The sequence below is a fragment of the Streptomyces sp. NPDC020379 genome (genome assembly GCF_044387105.1).
Classification (GTDB): Bacteria; Actinomycetota; Actinomycetes; order Streptomycetales; family Streptomycetaceae; genus Streptomyces.
On the sequence record NZ_JBIRVR010000023.1, the window covers coordinates 1 to 16,915 of the forward strand.

14 protein-coding genes are annotated in these 16,915 nt (G+C 72.3%); 5 read left to right on the top strand and 9 right to left on the bottom strand.

Going from position 1 to position 16,915, the window contains the following annotated elements:
• Positions 1–175: 175 nt before the first annotated feature.
• Positions 176–658: an EamA/RhaT family transporter gene (locus tag ACH427_RS25730; protein ID WP_398872969.1), complete on the bottom strand. Its 483-nt coding sequence runs from the start codon at positions 656–658 to the stop codon at positions 176–178.
• Positions 659–699: 41 nt separating this feature from the next.
• Positions 700–1,035 carry an SH3 domain-containing protein gene (locus ACH427_RS25735; RefSeq protein WP_398872971.1) on the bottom strand — a complete coding sequence of 112 codons (336 nt, stop codon included), beginning with the start codon at positions 1,033–1,035 and terminating at the stop codon, positions 700–702.
• 147 nt (positions 1,036–1,182) lie between these two features.
• Between ACH427_RS25735 and ACH427_RS25740 the strand changes: the two genes are divergently transcribed.
• Positions 1,183–3,429, top strand: a complete 2,247-nt coding sequence (locus tag ACH427_RS25740) for a PQQ-binding-like beta-propeller repeat protein (RefSeq protein WP_398872973.1) — start codon at positions 1,183–1,185, stop codon at positions 3,427–3,429.
• Between the two features lie 496 nt (positions 3,430–3,925).
• Here ACH427_RS25740 and ilvD read toward each other — a convergent pair whose 3' ends face one another.
• The 4 genes from ilvD to ACH427_RS25760 form a co-directional block, all read right to left on the bottom strand.
• Positions 3,926–5,776 carry a dihydroxy-acid dehydratase gene (ilvD, locus tag ACH427_RS25745; protein WP_398872975.1) on the bottom strand — a complete coding sequence of 617 codons (1,851 nt, stop codon included), beginning with the start codon at positions 5,774–5,776 and terminating at the stop codon, positions 3,926–3,928.
• A 153-nt stretch (positions 5,777–5,929) separates the two neighbouring features.
• Positions 5,930–6,562 (bottom strand): TetR family transcriptional regulator, encoded by a 633-nt coding sequence (locus ACH427_RS25750; protein ID WP_398872977.1) that lies wholly within the window; start codon positions 6,560–6,562, stop codon positions 5,930–5,932.
• Positions 6,559–7,383 (bottom strand): sugar phosphate isomerase/epimerase family protein, encoded by an 825-nt coding sequence (locus ACH427_RS25755; protein WP_398872979.1) that lies wholly within the window; start codon positions 7,381–7,383, stop codon positions 6,559–6,561. The genes ACH427_RS25750 and ACH427_RS25755 overlap by 4 nt, the downstream gene beginning before the upstream one ends.
• Before the next feature lie 86 nt (positions 7,384–7,469).
• Positions 7,470–8,402 carry a Ppx/GppA family phosphatase gene (locus tag ACH427_RS25760; protein ID WP_398872981.1) on the bottom strand — a complete coding sequence of 311 codons (933 nt, stop codon included), beginning with the start codon at positions 8,400–8,402 and terminating at the stop codon, positions 7,470–7,472.
• A gap of 111 nt (positions 8,403–8,513) precedes the next feature.
• On the opposite strand from ACH427_RS25760, the gene ACH427_RS25765 reads away from it, so the two are divergent.
• Complete coding sequence (locus ACH427_RS25765) at positions 8,514–9,305, top strand: hypothetical protein (RefSeq protein ID WP_398873191.1); 792 nt, start codon at positions 8,514–8,516, stop codon at positions 9,303–9,305.
• A gap of 417 nt (positions 9,306–9,722) precedes the next feature.
• Here the strand turns inward: ACH427_RS25765 and ACH427_RS25770 are convergent, their stop codons facing one another.
• On the bottom strand, positions 9,723–11,321 hold the full coding sequence (locus ACH427_RS25770; protein ID WP_398872983.1) for a sigma-70 family RNA polymerase sigma factor: 1,599 nt from the start codon (positions 11,319–11,321) through the stop codon (positions 9,723–9,725).
• Between the two features lie 724 nt (positions 11,322–12,045).
• On the opposite strand from ACH427_RS25770, the gene radA reads away from it, so the two are divergent.
• The gene (gene radA / locus ACH427_RS25775) at positions 12,046–13,485 is read left to right on the top strand and encodes a DNA repair protein RadA (RefSeq protein ID WP_398872985.1); all 1,440 of its coding nucleotides are present in this window, start codon (positions 12,046–12,048) and stop codon (positions 13,483–13,485) included.
• 123 nt (positions 13,486–13,608) lie between these two features.
• The gene (gene disA / locus ACH427_RS25780) at positions 13,609–14,733 is read left to right on the top strand and encodes a DNA integrity scanning diadenylate cyclase DisA (protein ID WP_398872987.1); all 1,125 of its coding nucleotides are present in this window, start codon (positions 13,609–13,611) and stop codon (positions 14,731–14,733) included.
• A gap of 77 nt (positions 14,734–14,810) precedes the next feature.
• Here disA and ACH427_RS25785 read toward each other — a convergent pair whose 3' ends face one another.
• Positions 14,811–15,644 (bottom strand): hypothetical protein, encoded by an 834-nt coding sequence (locus ACH427_RS25785; protein WP_398872989.1) that lies wholly within the window; start codon positions 15,642–15,644, stop codon positions 14,811–14,813.
• A gap of 184 nt (positions 15,645–15,828) precedes the next feature.
• Here ACH427_RS25785 and ACH427_RS25790 point away from each other — a divergent pair, with 184 nt between their 5' ends.
• Positions 15,829–16,410 (top strand): phosphatase PAP2 family protein, encoded by a 582-nt coding sequence (locus ACH427_RS25790; protein WP_398872991.1) that lies wholly within the window; start codon positions 15,829–15,831, stop codon positions 16,408–16,410.
• Between the two features lie 7 nt (positions 16,411–16,417).
• Here the strand turns inward: ACH427_RS25790 and ACH427_RS25795 are convergent, their stop codons facing one another.
• Entirely contained in the window at positions 16,418–16,900 is a 483-nt protein-coding gene (locus tag ACH427_RS25795) for a pyridoxamine 5'-phosphate oxidase family protein (protein ID WP_398872993.1), read from the bottom strand.
• Between the last annotated feature and the right edge of the window lie 15 nt (positions 16,901–16,915).

Genomic DNA, 16,915 nt, shown 5'->3' on the forward strand with positions numbered 1-16,915 from the left:
TCCTAATCGGCGCCCGGTCCGGAATTCGGCACGCCGAAATCCATCCCGTTCAGGGAACATGCAGTAGAGATTGCCGCCAGTACGGCGTGAGTGGCCGCCTCGCCGTCCTCGCGGACGCCGTGGCAACTCGAAGAACTCTACACCAGTCCGGGCGGTGCTCCGCCCCGGCTGCCGGCTAGCGGCGCTTGCCCCGCTTGCCGGACTTCGCGCGGCGCCGTTCGTAGCGGGCCAGCGCCTCCTCGTACTCCTTGCGGCGCAGCTTCTCGCCCGGGGCCTCGGTGAGGGTGCGGAGCGCGTAGGCGAGCAGGGAGCCGATGAAGCCGATCAGCAGCATGCTCTGCATCGATCGCTCCGCGCTCGCGTCCGCCGCGGGGTCCGGCCGCCGGCTGAACCCTTCCCAGGTGCGGCGGAAGGCGAGCGCGTTGCAGACGGCGAAGGCGACGACCACAAGCATGTTCACGAGGTTGCCGACCTTGGCGATCGTCAGGCCCTCGTAGCCGAAGCGCAGCACCAGGGCGCCGACTGCCGCCGTGACGAGCGCGCCGATTCCGGCGCCGACCCGGCGCAGCGCGTAGCCGCCGCCGTGGTCGACCCATGTCGTACCGAAGAACCGGATCGGTTCGGGCCGGGGGCCGGTGGGCTCGCGCTCGTCGCTCATACGCCGATTATCGCCACCGGCCCGGCGGCCGACGTCGTGGCTCAGGAGCAGCGGATCGCGACGAAGTCGCTGCTGCCCGTCTTCACATAGGCGTCCGACACGTACTGGCCCGGCGCGATGCTGTCCCAGATGTCGGAGGTGCCATACGGGCCGGTGACCGTCTCGCCACGGGTCTGGCAGCGGATCTGGACCTCGGAGTCCTCGGGGAGGACGCGGACGATCTGGCTGCCGGTGTTCGGGCCGCGGCGGACATTGACCTGGGTGCCCGGGGCGATCGGGTAGTAGACAGCGCTCGCGGACCGCACCGATACGGCCAGGCCGGCACTCTCGTCACGCGTGCCGCTGTCGTTGCTCTCGCTGATCTCGCCGACGGCCATGTGGCCCTCCCCCGCGCAGTAATGAGGCATTGCTCGATGACATGCGCAGGCTAGCAAGGCACGGCCATGCCTCCCGGGGTTCCCGGGTGCCATCGATTAGGCTCCGGAAGCCGCCGTACGCGGCCGAATACACACGGGGGTGGGGGAATGCCGCCGCTGCGCACGACCGGGACGGGCCCGGAAGCGGAGGATCCGGGGTATGCCGGTCGGTACCGGCTGGAGGGGCGTCTCGGGTCCGGCGGCATGGGGGTCGTCCACCTGGCCCGCTCACCGTCCGGGCTGCGTCTCGCGGTCAAGGTGGTGCACGCCGAGTATGCGGTGGACCCGGAGTTCAGGGCCCGTTTCCGGCAGGAGGTCGCGGCCGCGCGGCGGGTGAGCGGAGCCTTCACCGCTCCGGTCGTGGACGCCGACCCCGACGGCGAGCGCCCCTGGATGGCCACCCTCTACATCCCCGGCCCCACGCTCTCCGAGCGGGTGAAGCGGAACGGGCCGCTGCCGCCCGACGAGGTGCGGCGGCTGGCCGCGGGACTCGCGGAGGCCCTGCGCGACATTCATCGCGCCCAGGTGGTGCACCGCGATCTCAAGCCGAGCAATGTGCTGCTCGCCGAGGACGGTCCCAAGGTCATCGACTTCGGTATTTCCCGCCCTCGCGACAGTGAGCTGCGGACCGAGACCGGGAAATTGATCGGGACGCCGCCTTTCATGGCTCCCGAGCAGTTCCAGCGGCCCCGGGAAGTGGGGCCCGCGGCGGATGTGTTCGCGCTGGCCTCGCTGTTGGTGCACGCGGCGACGGGGCGGGGGCCGTTCGAATCGGACAGCCCGTACATCGTCGCCTATCAGGTGGTGCACAACGAACCGGATCTCGCCGGGGTCCCGGACGATCTCGTTCCGCTGATCCGGGCCTGTCTGGCGAAGGAGCCCGCCGAGCGGCCGACCCCGGACGCGATCATGGCCCGGCTGCCGCGGGTGTCCGGGTCGGCACCGGTGAGCTTCCCCGCCCCGCCGGAACACAGCGCGGCGCGTGACGCCGTCCCCACGCACGTACGCGTGCCCCCGCAGCCCGAGGCGCCGGAGCCCGGCACGCCGGAGCCGGCCGGCTCCCGTGCCCGGTGGACCCGGCGCGCACTGTGGGCCGTCGCCGCCGCGGTAGTGGCGACGGCGCTGGGGGCGGGCGGCTTCTGGGCGCTGGACCAGGCCGACATGTCGCACCGGCCGTCGCGGTCACGGTCCGCGGCGGCAGGCGCGGACTGGCAGCCGTGGGAGGCGTCCGTACCTCCGGACGCGGCGGGTGACGGCAGGGTGCGGGCCGGGTTCTGTACGTACGGGGAGGCCGCGCTCTACTGCTCCGCACCGGGCGTGCAGGCGGCCCGTATCGACCCCGCGAGCGGCGAGGTCGTCTGGCGGCGGCCCGTCGACACCTCCCGCCCCGCGGAGACCGAACCGGGGGCTCCGCCCGCGCCGGTGGTCTCAGGCGGCCTGGTGCACGTCATAACGCCGGACGGCGACCGGCTCTTCGCGCTCGACCCGGTGAAGGGCGAGCAGCGCTGGATGCGGGACGTGTCGGTCTACAACGGGCGGGTCTATCACGCGGGGGACACGCTGCTGCTGGTCGCGGCCGACGGGACGGTGACGGCCGTCGACGGTGCCTCGGGCAGGGAGCGCTGGAGTCACAAGCTGCCGGGGTACGCGAAGCCGGTGTTCTCCTCCTTCGTGGACTCCGACGCCGGTTCCTACGCCGATCCCCAGGTCGTCGGCGGGCGCGACCTCGGTGCGCCCGTCTACGCCGTTTCCCCGGCCGGTCCGGGGCAGCACCGTACGCAGCTGCTCGCGCTCGACCCGTTGCGCGGCACGACGCTGTGGCAGCGCACGCTGGACGGCGATCTGACGCCGGTGGGCGTGGGTCCGCGTGGCGCGCTGTATCTGACGGCCGTCGACTCCCGCGACCGTGTCTCCGCCGTCGTCCGCTACTCCCCCGCCGAACAGAGCGAGCACCGGGTTCCCCTGAGCACGCCGTTGAGCGTCACGAGTGCGGCGGCCCGGGGTGACGCGGTCTATCTGCTGTCCTCGGACGGTGGTCTGACGGCCGTGGGCGTCGATCCCGCGGGAACGGGCGGAGGGCAGCGGTGGCGGCTGGACACGTCCGTGGCCAACGCGTCGGCTCTCGTCCTGGCGGACGACCGGCTGTACTTCTCCGCCGCGGACGGGCGGTTGCTGGCCGTCGACACGACGCGGGGTGCTCTGCTCGGTCAGACGTCGCCTCGGCTGACTCGGGCGGGGCGGGGGTACCTGGATCTGCTGCCCGCGCCGGTGGCGGCGGATGGGAAGGTTTTTGGGGCGGCGCCGGACGGGACGGTGTTCGCGGTCAGTGATCACGATCCTGGGGGATGGCGGTAGGCCGCGCCTGCGGCGGGCTTGCTCCCCAGCCCCGCCCCTTCCCGGCTGCGTCTGATGTGCGGCTCAGCCGCGTGGGGGGCAAGCCCCCAGACCCCGCAACACACTTCGCGCGTTGTCCTCAAACTCCCCCAGCTACCGCTGGGAGGTGCCCCCAACGGGCTGAAGGCGAACCCTGAAGCGGACACGTCCCGCACGTGCTCTCCGGTGGGAGGGGGTGGGGCTGGAGGGTGGGGTTCTGGAACGCGGTGCGACATCACGGCACTCAGAACGCAAAAGGGCAACCGCACCGCGTTCCAGGTCCCCAGCCCGGAAGACCCACCCCCGGCACCCACCACCACCCAAGCCCGGCCGGCGCTTGAGGCCGCGCCCGAAGGGCGCCCCCGCCGCAGGCGGCAACAGACCCGCACCAGACAACAGCGAACCCCACAACCCAGCCCGGCCGGCGCTTGAGGCCACCCGAACCGCAACCAGCAACGCACCCGCAGGCAAAAACCGCTCAGCCCAAGTGGCTAACGTCCCGCACCGCCCCCCGATCCGCACTCGTAGCCATCGCCGCATACGCCCGAAGCGCCGCGGAGACCTTGCGTTCGCGGGACTTCGGGGCGTAGCGGCCGTCGAGAGCGGCGCGGCGGGTGGTCAGTTCCTCTTCGGGGACGAGGAGTTCGATGGAGCGGGCGGGGATGTCGATGCGGATGCGGTCGCCGTCCTCGACGAGGGCGATCGTGCCGCCGGAGGCGGCCTCGGGGGAGACGTGGCCGATGGAGAGGCCGGACGTGCCGCCGGAGAAGCGGCCGTCGGTGACCAGGGCGCAGGACTTGCCGAGGCCGCGGCCCTTCAGGAAGGACGTGGGGTAGAGCATCTCCTGCATGCCGGGGCCGCCCTTGGGGCCCTCGTAGCGGATGACGACGACGTCGCCTTCCTTGATCTCCTTGCGGAGGATCTTGTCGACGGCCTCTTCCTGCGATTCGCAGACGACGGCCGGTCCTTCGAACGTCCAGATCGATTCGTCGACGCCCGCTGTTTTCACGACACAGCCGTCGACGGCGAGGTTGCCCTTGAGGACGGCCAGTCCGCCGTCCTTGGAGTAGGCGTGCGCGGCGTCGCGGATACAGCCGCCGGCAGCGTCCGTGTCGAGGGAATCCCAGCGCTCGGACTGCGAGAAGGCGGTGGCGGAGCGGACGCAGCCGGGGGCGGCGTGCCAGAGTTCGACGGCCTCGGCGGACGGGGAGCCGCCGCGGACGTCCCAGGTGCCCAGCCAGTCCTTGATGCCGGGCGAGTGGACGGTGTGCACGTCCTCATTGAGCAGACCCGCGCGGTAGAGCTCGCCGAGGATCGCGGGGATGCCGCCGGCGCGGTGCACGTCCTCCATGTAGTACGTGCCGCCGGGGGCGACGTTGGGCGCGACCTTGGCCAGGCAGGGCACGCGGCGCGAGACGGCGTCGATGTCCTTGAGGTCGTAGTCCAGCCCGGCCTCCTGGGCGGCGGCGAGCAGGTGGAGGATCGTGTTGGTCGAGCCGCCCATGGCGATGTCGAGGGCCATGGCGTTGTCGAAGGCGGCGCGGGTGGCGATGTTGCGCGGCAGGACGGAGTCGTCGTCCTGTTCGTAGTAGCGCTTGGTGATCTCGACGACCGTGCGGGCCGCGTTCTCGTACAGCGCCTTGCGAGCGGTGTGGGTGGCGAGGACGGAGCCGTTGCCCGGGAGGGAGAGGCCGATGGCCTCGGTGAGGCAGTTCATGGAGTTCGCGGTGAACATGCCGGAGCAGGAGCCGCAGGTCGGGCAGGCGTTCTCCTCGATGCGGAGGACGTCCTCGTCCGAGACGTTCTCGTCGACCGCGTCCACGATGGCGTTGATCAGGTCCAGCTTGCGGACCGTGCCGTCGACGAGGGTGGCCTGGCCGGCCTCCATCGGGCCGCCGGAGACGAAGACGACGGGGATGTTGAGGCGCAGCGCGGCCATCAGCATGCCCGGCGTGATCTTGTCGCAGTTGGAGATGCAGATCAGCGCGTCGGCGCAGTGCGCCTCGACCATGTACTCGACGGAGTCGGCGATCAGGTCGCGCGAGGGCAGGGAGTAGAGCATCCCGGCGTGGCCCATCGCGATGCCGTCGTCGACGGCGATGGTGTTGAACTCGCGGGGCACCGCGCCCGCCGCCAGGATCGCGTCGGAGACGATCCGGCCGACCGGGGCGAGGTGGGTGTGGCCGGGGACGAATTCGGTGAAGGAGTTGGCCACCGCGATGATCGGCTTGCCGATGTCCCCGCTCGCTACGCCCGAGGCGCGCATCAGGGCGCGCGCTCCCGCCATGTTGCGGCCGTGGGTGACGGTGCGGGACCTCAGCTCGGGCATCCTGCTCCACTCCTCGAAAGGCGTCGGCGCGCGGTGGCGGCGGCCTGGTGGCGGCGGCTTCGCGCTGCGCGGTGTCGCGTCCTACGAGCCTACGCCGGTGATCCAAGATCCGGACAGGGTCTCCGGCATGTGAGACGGGCGTCTCGCGCCGGGCTACGGGGCTTCCGTGAGGTGGCGCTGTATGGCCGGTGCGACCTGGGCGATGACATCCTCCATGTCCGCCGACGCCAGCGGCTCGACCTTGATCACATGGCGCAGCATCGCGACACCGACGAGGTGGGCGGCGGCGAGCTCGGCGCGCAGCCGGGGCTTCTCGACGTCCAGTTCGTCGGCGATGCGGGTCATCAGCCGGGTGGAGACGAGGTCGCGGAAGACCGCGGCCGCGGTCTCGTTGGCGACGGCGGACCGGACGATCGCGAGCAGCGGCTCGCGGGTGACGGGGTCCTCCCACAGGCCGAGGAAGAAGCGCGCCATGCGTTCGCCGACGGTGTCCGGACCGCCTTCGAGGACGACATGGGGCATCTGGAGGGCGGGCGCGAAGGCCACCTCGATGGCGGCGGCGAAGATCTGTTCCTTGGGCCCGAAGTAGTGGTGGACGAGGGCGGGGTCCACGTCCGCGCCCCTGGCTATGGCCCGGATGGACGCCTTGTCGTAGCCGCGTTCGGCGAACTCGGCGCGCGCCGCCGCGAGGATGCGCTCACGCGCGCCGGGCCCGCCGCCGAGGTCCGTACGGGCGGGCCTGCCGCGTTTCCTGGGGGCTCGGTCACCCGTACGGGGGGCGCTCACGGACGGGCCGCGCCCGTCGGGGAGGCGAGGTGCAGCCGGGTGAAGGCCAGGGCCTCGGCGAGGTCGGCCTCGCGCTCGGCGGCGGACATGGCGCGCCGGGTGTTGACCTCGATCACCACGTGGCCGGCGAAGCCGGTGGTGGCGAGGCGTTCCAGCAGCTCGGCACAGGGCTGCTTGCCGCGGCCCGGCACGAGGTGCTCGTCCTTGGCGGAGCCGTTGCCGTCGGCGAGGTGGATGTGCGCCAGCCGGTCGCCCATCCTGTCGATCATCTGGATGGCGTCCGTCCGGGCGGTGGCGGTGTGCGAGAGGTCGACGGTGAAGTGGCGGTAGTCGTCCTTGGTGACGTCCCAGTCCGGGGCGTAGGCGAGCATCTCGCGGTCGCGGTAGCGCCAGGGGTACATGTTCTCGACGGCGAAGCGGACGTCCGTCTCGTCGGCCATCCGCCAGATCCCCTGCACGAAGTCCCGTGCGTAGCCGCGCTGCCAGCGGAACGGCGGGTGGACGACGACGGTCGTGGCACCCAGCTTCTCGGCGGCCGTGCGGGCCCGCTGGAGCTTGACCCAGGGGTCGGTCGACCAGACGCGCTGCGTGATCAGCAGGCAGGGCGCGTGGACGGCCAGGATGGGCACCTGGTGGTAGTCGGACAGGCGGCGGAGCGCCTCGATGTCCTGGCTGACCGGGTCGGTCCACACCATGACCTCGACGCCGTCGTAGCCCAGGCGCGCGGCGATCTCGAAGGCCGTCGCCGTCGACTCCGGGTAGACCGAGGCCGTGGACAGCGCGACCTTCGCATCCGGGATGCGCACCACAGGCTCTGTCACGAGGGACAGCGTACGACCGTGTCCCGGACCGCGGGCATGGAGGTGGCCGTGCGGCGCACCGGCGGTACGCCTTCGCGGCAGCCGCGTCAGGAAGTGGGCAGGTGATCGAGCCGCCGGAGGATGACACCCTCCCGCAGCGCCCAGGGGCAGATCTCCAGCTCCTCGACGCCGAGGAGGTCCATGGCCGCCTCCGCGACGAGCGCGCCCGCGACCAGCTGGGGCGCGCGGCCCTCCGAGACGCCGGGCAGCCGGGCGCGCTCCGCCGAGGTCATGGCGGCGAGCTTGGGCACCCACTCCTCCAGGGAGCGCCGGGTGAGCGCGCGCTGGACGTAGAGGCCGTCGGTGGAGCGGGCCGCTCCGGCGATCCGGGCGAGCTGCTTGAACGTCTTGGAGGTGGCGACGACGTGGTCCGGAGTGCCGTGCCGGGCGAAGTCCCCGACGATGCGGGCGATCTGCGCGCGTACGTGCCGCCGCAGGGCCCGTACGTCCGTGGCGTCGGGCGGGTCGCCCGGCAGCCAGGCCGTGGTCAGCCGGCCCGCGCCCAGCGGCAGCGAGACGGCCACGTCGGGCTCCTCGTCCATGCCGAAGGCGATCTCCAGGGAGCCGCCCCCGATGTCGAGGACCAAGAGCTTTCCGGCCGACCAGCCGAACCACCGGCGGGCGGCCAGGAACGTCAGCCGCGCCTCCTCGTCGCCGGTGAGGACCGGCAGGGTGATCCCGGTCTCCTTCTGGACGCGCGCGAGCACGGTGTCGGCGTTGGCCGCCTCGCGCACCGCGGAGGTCGCGAACGGCAGGACCTCCTCCACGCCCTTGTCCTCGGCGGCCTCCTGCGCCTCCTGAATGACCGATACGAGCCGGTCGATCCCCGCCTCGCTGATCGCCCCTTTGTCGTCGAGGAGCTCCGCGAGGCGCAGTTCGGCCTTGTGGGAGTGGGCGGGCAGGGGGCGGGCGCCCGGATGCGCGTCCACCACCAGCAGATGGACCGTATTCGAACCCACATCGAGGACACCGAGTCTCATGGCCTGAACGCTACTGCGACCGGCCGGGGCGCATAGTCTTGAGGGGTGGCAAAGACGAAGAAGGCCAAGCCTGACAAATCCCTCGACAAGACCGGGAAGAAGCGGTCCAAGATCTCCGCGAAGGCTTCTGCGACGGCCTCCTCGAAGGTCCCCGCGAAGGTCTCCGACGAGGTCGGGCTCGACTTTGCCCGCGCCTGGGTCGAATTCCCCGATCCGGCCGACGACGAACAGGTCTTCCGCTGCGACCTGACCTGGCTCACCTCCCGGTGGAGCTGCATCTTCGGCAGCGGCTGCCAGGGCATCCAGGCCGGCCGCGCCGACGACGGCTGCTGCACGCTGGGCGCGCACTTCTCGGACGAGGAGGACGAGCAGCGCGTCGCCGGACACGTGGCGCGGCTGACTCCGGACATCTGGCAGTTCCACGACGTCGGCACGTCGACCGGCTGGACCCAGGTCGATGACGACGGCGACCGCCAGACCCGCCGCTGGGACGGCTCCTGCATCTTCCAGAACCGCCCCGGCTTCGCGGGCGGCGCCGGCTGCTCCCTGCACATCCTGGCCCTCAAGGAGGGCCGCGAACCGCTGGAGACCAAGCCGGACGTCTGCTGGCAGCTCCCCGTCCGCCGCACGTACGACTGGATCGACCGCCCCGACGACACGCGCGTCCTCCAGGTCTCCATCGGCGAGTACGACCGCCGCGGCTGGGGCCCCGGCGGCCATGACCTCCACTGGTGGTGCACGTCGGCGACGTCCGCGCATGGTGCGGGTGAGCCTGTGTATGTGACGTACGCGCCTGAGCTCACGGAGCTCATGGGTAAGGAGGCGTACGGGCGGCTGGTGGAGCTTTGTGAGGAGCGGATGGGGGCGCTGCTGCCGTTGGCTCCGCATCCGGCGGATGGGTGACGGCTGGTTTTTCGTCCGCGGGTCCGTTGCGCCTTGCGGTTACGGGTGGCCTCAATCGCCGGCCGGGCTGGGTTGGTGGTGGGTGCCGGGGGTGGGTCTTCCGGGCTGGGGACCTGGAACGCGGTGCGGGTGCCGTTTCGCGTATTGAGTGCCCCGAATTCGCACCGCGTTCCAGAACCCCACCCTCCAGCCCCACCCCCTCCCACCGGAGGGCACGTGCGGGACGTGTCCGCTTCAGGGTTCGCATTCAGCCTGTCCGGCGTTTGAGGACAACGCGCGAAGCGTGTTGCGGGGGTCAGGGGCAGCTCCCCCCACGCGGCGGAGCCGCACATCAGACGCAGCCGGGAAGGGGCGGGTAGGGGAAAAGCCCGCCGCAGGCGTGAGCGATCCGCACCCGACAGACCGCGCACCCCCCGGTCACCCCACCGGCGGCGAGCCGGAAGGCTGAGGCGACGGCGAAAGCCGAGGCGTCGGTATCGGCACCGGGCCCCGCCCCTCGATCGTCACCGTCGTACCACCCGGCGCCACAGCGACCCGCGCACTCCACGGCCCGGCCGGCTCGTCCGTCGTGTCGACGTCGACGACGACGGTGATGGACTGCCCGGGCCACAGCACCCCGCCGGTCCGGCTGAGCCGCAGCCACGGCGCGCTGGTGGTCATCGACCAGGGCACCGCTTCCCCGCCGCTCGCGGTGAGGGTGATGAGCGTGGCCTTGCCGCTCGGCTGCGCGGTGATCGTGAGCCGCCCGGGGCCCGGCGCGGGCGACGGCGGGGGGCCGGGCAGGGGAACCGCGCTGCCGGTGGGTGAGGGCGGCACGCCGCCGGGCTGTTCCTCGGGTACGGGCACGGGTCTGCCGTCCGGCCCGATCACCGAGACCGACACACCGGGCACCGGGCTTCCGGTCGCGGTGCGCGAGCCGATCCGCTTGTCGGCGGGTTCCGCCTCCCCCGGCGGGTAGACGGCCGGGCCGCCGGCCTCCTCGGCGGTGACGGAGGCGGGGTTCTGGGCCTCCCCCGTCGACGGGGCACCGCGGTAGGCGGCCCACAGGGCGAGCACGGGCGCGGCGACGACGGTGGCGACGACCGTGGTCGTGATCGCCCGGCTGCGGAGGCGGCCCCGGCGCGCGACGCGGTCCTTGGGGTCCACGGGGAAGCCCCGGCGGTCGAAGCGGGGGTTCGGGGGCGCGGCGGACCCCCGCTGCGTACGCGCGCTCACGGCGGCCAGCATGGCCGCGTGCACCGCGGCCCGCGGGGCCTCGATGACGGGCAGCGCGGCCGACGAGGCGGAGGTGCCGGGCCAGGGTTCGCCCGCGGTGGCCCGCTCGGCAGTACGGCGGCAGTCCGCGCAGTCGTCGACGTGCCGGACCAGTTCGCGGCGGAGCGCGGTGCCCAGCAGCACCCGGGTGTCGCCCGCGAACCGTGCCACCACCGGGCAGCGGCCCGACTCCACGACGGCCAGCGCGGTCCGGGTGCGCTCGACCTCGCAGGCGGCGCTGGACAGCAGGGTGCGGGCGGCATCGCTCTCCATCCGGAGCACGGCCGCGACCTCGTGCGCGGAGAGGCCGTGGCGTACGGCCAGTTCGAGCGCTTCGCGCTGCTCGGCGGTGGTCCCGGCGGCCTCGGGCCAGGCGAGCTGGGCGAGCTCCGTACGGCGGTGCTCGTCGACGGCCGCGCCCTCGCGCTCCCCCGGCTTGCCGCCAGGCTCCGCGAGCCGCCGCAGACAGGCCCAGCGGGCGAGGGCGTAGAGCCAGGAGCGGCGCACGTCGTCACCGGCGGGCGCCCGGTCGGCGCGCCGCTCGGCGATCGCGAGGACCTCGCCGAGCGCGGCGGTCGCGCTGTCGTGCTCGCACAGCACGGACAGGCAGTAGGTGAACAGGCCGTCGAGGTGGGGGTCGCACTGAAGAGGCGGCCGCTGCGCAAGCGTCTCCTGCTCCGTACGGGCCGCGCGCGGCGCCTCGCGGCCTGCGCGGTGCGCGCCGGTGGCGTGCGTGGGGGGCTCGGGCCTCCTGGTCATCATCCCGGCGACGGTAGGCGCGTGGCGGTCCCTCGTTCTTGCTGCGGACGCAGGATTAACCCATTCGGGTGAGCTTCTCCCTCTAACGGTGAGGCTCCGTCGGGGGGCGAGGGGGCGATACCGCCTGCGGCGGGCTTGCCCCCCGGGGCACGCGCTCCCGCACGGGGGCTCGCGCCCCCAGCCCCGCCCCTTCCCGGCTGCATCCGATGTGCGGCTCCGCCGCGTGGGGGGCAAGCCCCCAGACCCCCGCTAGGTTGCGCGACCCGGAACTGGGGCTGCCGCCCCAGACCCCGACCTGCGGGTCCGTTGCCGCCTGCGGCGGAGAGCGCCCTTCGGCCGCGTCCTCAAACTCCCCCAGCTAACGCTGGGAGGTGCCCCCAACGGGCTGAATGCGAACCCTGAAGCGGACACGTCCCGCACTCGCCCTCCGGCGGGAGGGGGTGGGGCTGGAGGGTGGAGTTCTGGAACGCGGTGCGATTTCAGGGCACTCGATCCGCGTGACCCGCACCGCACCGCGTTCCAGGTCCCCAGCCCGGAAGACCCACCCCCGGCACCCACCACAAACCAGCCCGGCCGGCGCTTGAGGCCACCCGAACCGCAACCACAACACACCCGCACCCGGCACCCCACCGAAAGCACAACGGACCCGCACCCGACAACGGCGAACCCCACCCACGAACACCCCGCACCCACCCAACTGTCAGTCCCCCCGGATACGGTGACCACCATGGCCGCCCGCACCGCACGTTCCCCCAAGGACCGCCCCTCCTACCGATGCACAGAATGCGGCTGGACCACAGCCAAATGGCTGGGGCGCTGCCCCGAGTGCCAGGCATGGGGCACCGTGGAGGAGTTCGGCGCGCCCGCCGTGCGGACGACCGCGCCGGGCCGGGTGACCTCCGCCGCGTTGCCGATCGCGCAGGTGGACGGCCGGCAGGCGACGGCACGGAGCACGGGAGTCGACGAGCTGGACCGGGTCCTCGGTGGCGGGCTCGTGCCCGGCGCCGTCGTGCTGCTCGCGGGCGAGCCCGGTGTCGGCAAGTCGACCCTGCTGCTGGACGTCGCGGCCAAGGCCGCTTCGGAGGAGCACCGCACGCTCTATGTGACGGGTGAGGAGTCCGCGAGCCAGGTCCGGCTGCGGGCCGACCGGATCGGCGCGCTCTCGGACCACCTCTATCTGGCCGCCGAGACGGATCTGTCGGCCGTCCTCGGGCATCTCGACACCGTCAAACCGTCCCTCCTGATCATGGACTCCGTGCAGACGGTGGCCTCGCCGGAGATCGACGGGGCGCCGGGCGGCATGGCGCAGGTGCGCGAGGTCGCGGGCGCGCTGATCCGGGCGTCGAAGGAGCGCGGGATGTCGACGCTGCTGGTCGGCCATGTCACCAAGGACGGCGCGATCGCGGGGCCCCGCCTGCTGGAGCACCTGGTGGACGTGGTGCTGAGCTTCGAGGGCGACCGGCACGCCCGGCTGCGCCTGGTGCGCGGCGTGAAGAACCGCTATGGCGCGACGGACGAGGTCGGCTGTTTCGAGCTGCACGACGAGGGCATCACGGGGCTCGCCGACCCCAGCGGGCTGTTCCTGACCCGGCGCGACGAGCCCGTGCCGGGCACCTGTCTGACGGTGACGCTGGAGGGCAGGCGTCCGCTGGTCGCCGAGGTCCAGGCGCTGACGGTCGAATCGCAGATCCCCTCGCCCCGCCGCACCACGTCCGGCCTGGAGACATCGCGGGTGTCGATGATGCTGGCCGTGCTGGAGCAGCGCGGGCGCATCAGCGCGCTCGGCAAGCGGGACATCTACAGCGCCACGGTGGGCGGGGTGAAGCTCTCCGAGCCGGCCGCCGACCTCGCCGTCGCGCTCGCGCTCGCGAGCGCCGCGAGCGACACCCCGCTGCCGAAGAACCTGGTGGCCATCGGCGAGGTGGGGCTGGCGGGCGAGGTCCGTCGGGTCACGGGTGTGCAGCGGCGGCTGGCGGAGGCTGCCCGGCTGGGGTTCACGCACGCGCTGGTGCCGGGCGACCCCGGGAAGGTGCCCAGCGGGATGCGGGTCCTGGAGGTCGCGGACATAGGCGAGGCGCTTCGAGTGCTGCCCAAGCGGGTACCCCGGGAGAACCGGCGCAAAGCCGGGGCGGACGCCCCGTCGGAGCAGAGCCCTGTCCGAACCTGAGGAGAGGCCCCTTTAATAGGCTGGGCGCCGGAATACGCCAGTAGACTTTCCCCTGGTCTCGCCCGTACGTACGGACGGCAGGGCGGCCTGCGGCACCGTTGACCTTGCGACCGGAGGAGTGCAGTGGCAGCCAACGACCGGGCATCGGGCCCCGGCAAGGCCGGGGGTTCCTCCGGTGCCGACGGTCTGATGCGCGCCTCGCTGAGCGCCGTCGCGCCCGGCACGGCCTTGCGCGACGGACTCGAGCGCATTCTTCGCGGCAACACCGGCGGTCTGATCGTCCTGGGCATGGACAAGACCGTCGAGTCGATGTGTACGGGCGGTTTCGTCCTCGACGTGGAGTTCACGGCCACCCGGCTGCGTGAGCTGTGCAAGCTGGACGGCGCGCTGATCCTCGACAAGGACATCACCAAGATCGTGCGGGCGGGCGTCCAGCTCCTGCCGGACGCCTCCATCCCCACCGAGGAGACCGGCACCCGGCACCGCACCGCGCAGCGCGTCTCGATCCAGTGCGGATTCCCCGTGGTCTCGGTCAGTCAGTCGATGCGGCTGATCGCGCTGTACGTGGGCGGTGAGCGGCGCGTGCTGGAGGAGTCGGGCGCGATCCTCTCCCGCGCCAATCAGGCGCTCGCCACCCTGGAGCGCTACAAGCTCCGGCTGGACGAGGTCGCGGGCACGCTCTCCGCGCTGGAGATCGAGGATCTGGTGACCGTCCGGGACGTCACGGCGGTGTCCCAGCGGCTGGAGATGGTCCGCCGGATCGCCACGGAGATCGCGGAGTATGTGGTCGAGCTGGGCACCGACGGCCGTCTTCTCTCGCTCCAGCTGGACGAGTTGATCGCCGGCGTCGAGCCGGAGCGCGACCTGGTCGTGCGGGACTACGTCCCCGAGCCGACCGCCAAGCGCACGCGCACGGTGCCCGAGGCGCTCGCCGAGCTGGACTCCCTCACCCACGCCGAGCTGCTCGAACTGCCCATCGTGGCCCGCGCGCTGGGCTACAGCGGATCGCCCGAGACGCTGGACTCCGCGGTCTCGCCGCGCGGCTACCGCCTGCTGGCGAAGGTGCCGCGGCTGCCGGGGGCGATCATCGAGCGGCTGGTCGACCACTTCGGCGGCCTCCAGAAGCTGCTCGCCGCCAGCGTCGACGATCTCCAGACCGTCGACGGCGTCGGCGAGGCGCGTGCGCGTTCCGTGCGCGAGGGCCTTTCGCGCCTGGCGGAGTCGTCGATCCTGGAGCGCTACGTCTGACGCGGCGCTGCCGCTGTGTGCGTGAAGAAGCACTGTGCGGGCCGGCTGTTCCGGCCCGCACAGCGCTTCTTCACATGTCAGCCCTTGTCGAGGGTGAACTCGAACTTCTCGGTGACCCCGGCCACCTTGACCTCCACCCGGTACGTACCCGGGCCCGCCGACGAAGCGCCGGACGGCGTCACACACCGCGGGGCGCTCTTCTTGCGGTCCCACTCCAGCGTCCGCTTCGTCTCACCCGAGCCGGGCAGCTCGATCAGGACGGCGCCCTTGCCCCGGGGGCAGTCGTCGGAGGACCAGACGTGGTCGTCGCCACCGGCGGCGGTGATCTTCAGGACGGCCGCCGTGGACCCGAAGTCGACCTTGCACGCCGAGCCGCCGGAGTTCTTCACGACGATCTCGAACTTCGGCTTCTCGTCCGGGCCGTAGGAGTCCTTGACGCTGCGCACCGTCAGGCTCACGGAGCCTGACGCGCAGTCGGGCAGCGAGGAACCGGCGGGAACGACCTTGCCGTCGCCGGTGCCCAGCGCTCCGCTGCCACCCCCGGAGCCCCCGGATCCGGAACCGCCCGCGCCACCACCGGAACCACCGGAGCCCCCTGAGCCACCGACGTCACCGTGGTCGTTCGCGACGCCGCCGCTTCCGCTCGTGCCCGAGTCGCCACGGCCGCCCGGCCGTTGGCTGTTGAAGGTGCCCGAGGGGACGGGGCCGGGCGTGATGGTCGTCTCCCCCGGGCCCTTCCCGTCCGACGGGCCCTTGCCCTGGTCCTTGCCGGAGCCGCCGCCGTCACCTCCGAGGCTGACGATCCACAATCCCAGCAGTACGAGAAGGCCGAGCAGGCCAAGCGCAACTGCCCTCCGCCGCCAATAGATGGAGGAGGGAAGCGGCCCGATCGGATTGCGCAGAGATCCCACGCGAAGACTCTACGAGAGATCGGGCAGGGCACCAGCCAATACCCGCCGGGCGGGTGCCTACTTTTCGCATCATCAGCCCGCAGGACGACGGCATTCCGTTGTCGGTACCTGACGAAAGTCAGGCTCGCCGCATGCCGATCGCCCGATGTGCCGCGGTGGTGACATTCCGTACGCTCCAGGGATCATGGACGACGATCTCTACCGTGACATCACCGATTACGCGCACTCCACCCCGGGCTGGGTGCACAGCCTCGCGGAAGTCGGCACCCAGGCCGGACTGTTGCTGCTGGCGGCGGTGGCCGTCGTGATCTGGTGGCTGGCCCGGCGGCGCGGCGCGCGCGAGGTGGCCCTCACCCTCCTGGTGCCGGTCGGCACGGCCGTGGCGTACGCGATCAGCGAGGTCGTAAAGAGCCTGGTCGACGAGGCGCGGCCGTGCCGGGCGGTGGCGCACGCGGTCACCTCGATCGCCGCGTGCCCGGCGGCGAACGACTACTCCTTCCCCAGCAACCACGCGACGCTGGCCGCCGTCATGGCGACCGGCATCATCCTGGCGCGCCCCGTGGCGGCGTGGCTGGTGGTGCCCATGGCGCTGCTGGTGGCCTTCTCCCGGGTCTTCCTCGGCGTGCACTACCCGCACGACGTGGCCGCGGGCCTGGTGCTCGGTGCCGTCGTCGCGCTGCTGACCGCCCGGCTGTTCGTCCGCTCGGCCACCAGGCTGGTGGAGCGGTGGCGCGGTGGCCGGTGGAGCGTACTCGTCAAGGCATGACGGGAGTTCACACGTTGGGGTGGTGAGTCCACTCCGTCTTGTGACCGAAGCCCTGGCCGTTGTCGACAAGCCGCAGCCAGCCGGGGCGCAGCTCCCACAGATCGGTGCGTTCCATCGCCTGTCGGAGCTTCTCGTTCCGGTCCACGTACGGATAGCGCGTGCCGTACGTCCGCCACCCCGCCTCGCGGTCCGCGCCCTCCAGGCGGCGGCAGGTGCCCCGCCCTTGAATGCCCGTCAGGGCGGTCCACGCCTGGCCGTCGCGCTGCGCGGTGAAGGCGACGGGCCCCCCGTCGAGGAGGGCACGGCCGTGGCGGGTGGTGACCGAGGTGACGAAGAGGAGGGCGGGGCCGCCGTCGGCGGTCTCCGCCCGCGCGTAGAGGACGGCGCACGCCTGGGGGCCGTCCTCGTCGGCGTAGGCGAGGGTCATGGTGGTGTGGGCGTCGAGGGCCGCCCGGATCTCGTTCGGGGGCCGCTGCCCGGTCTCGCTCATGATCCCCATTCCACC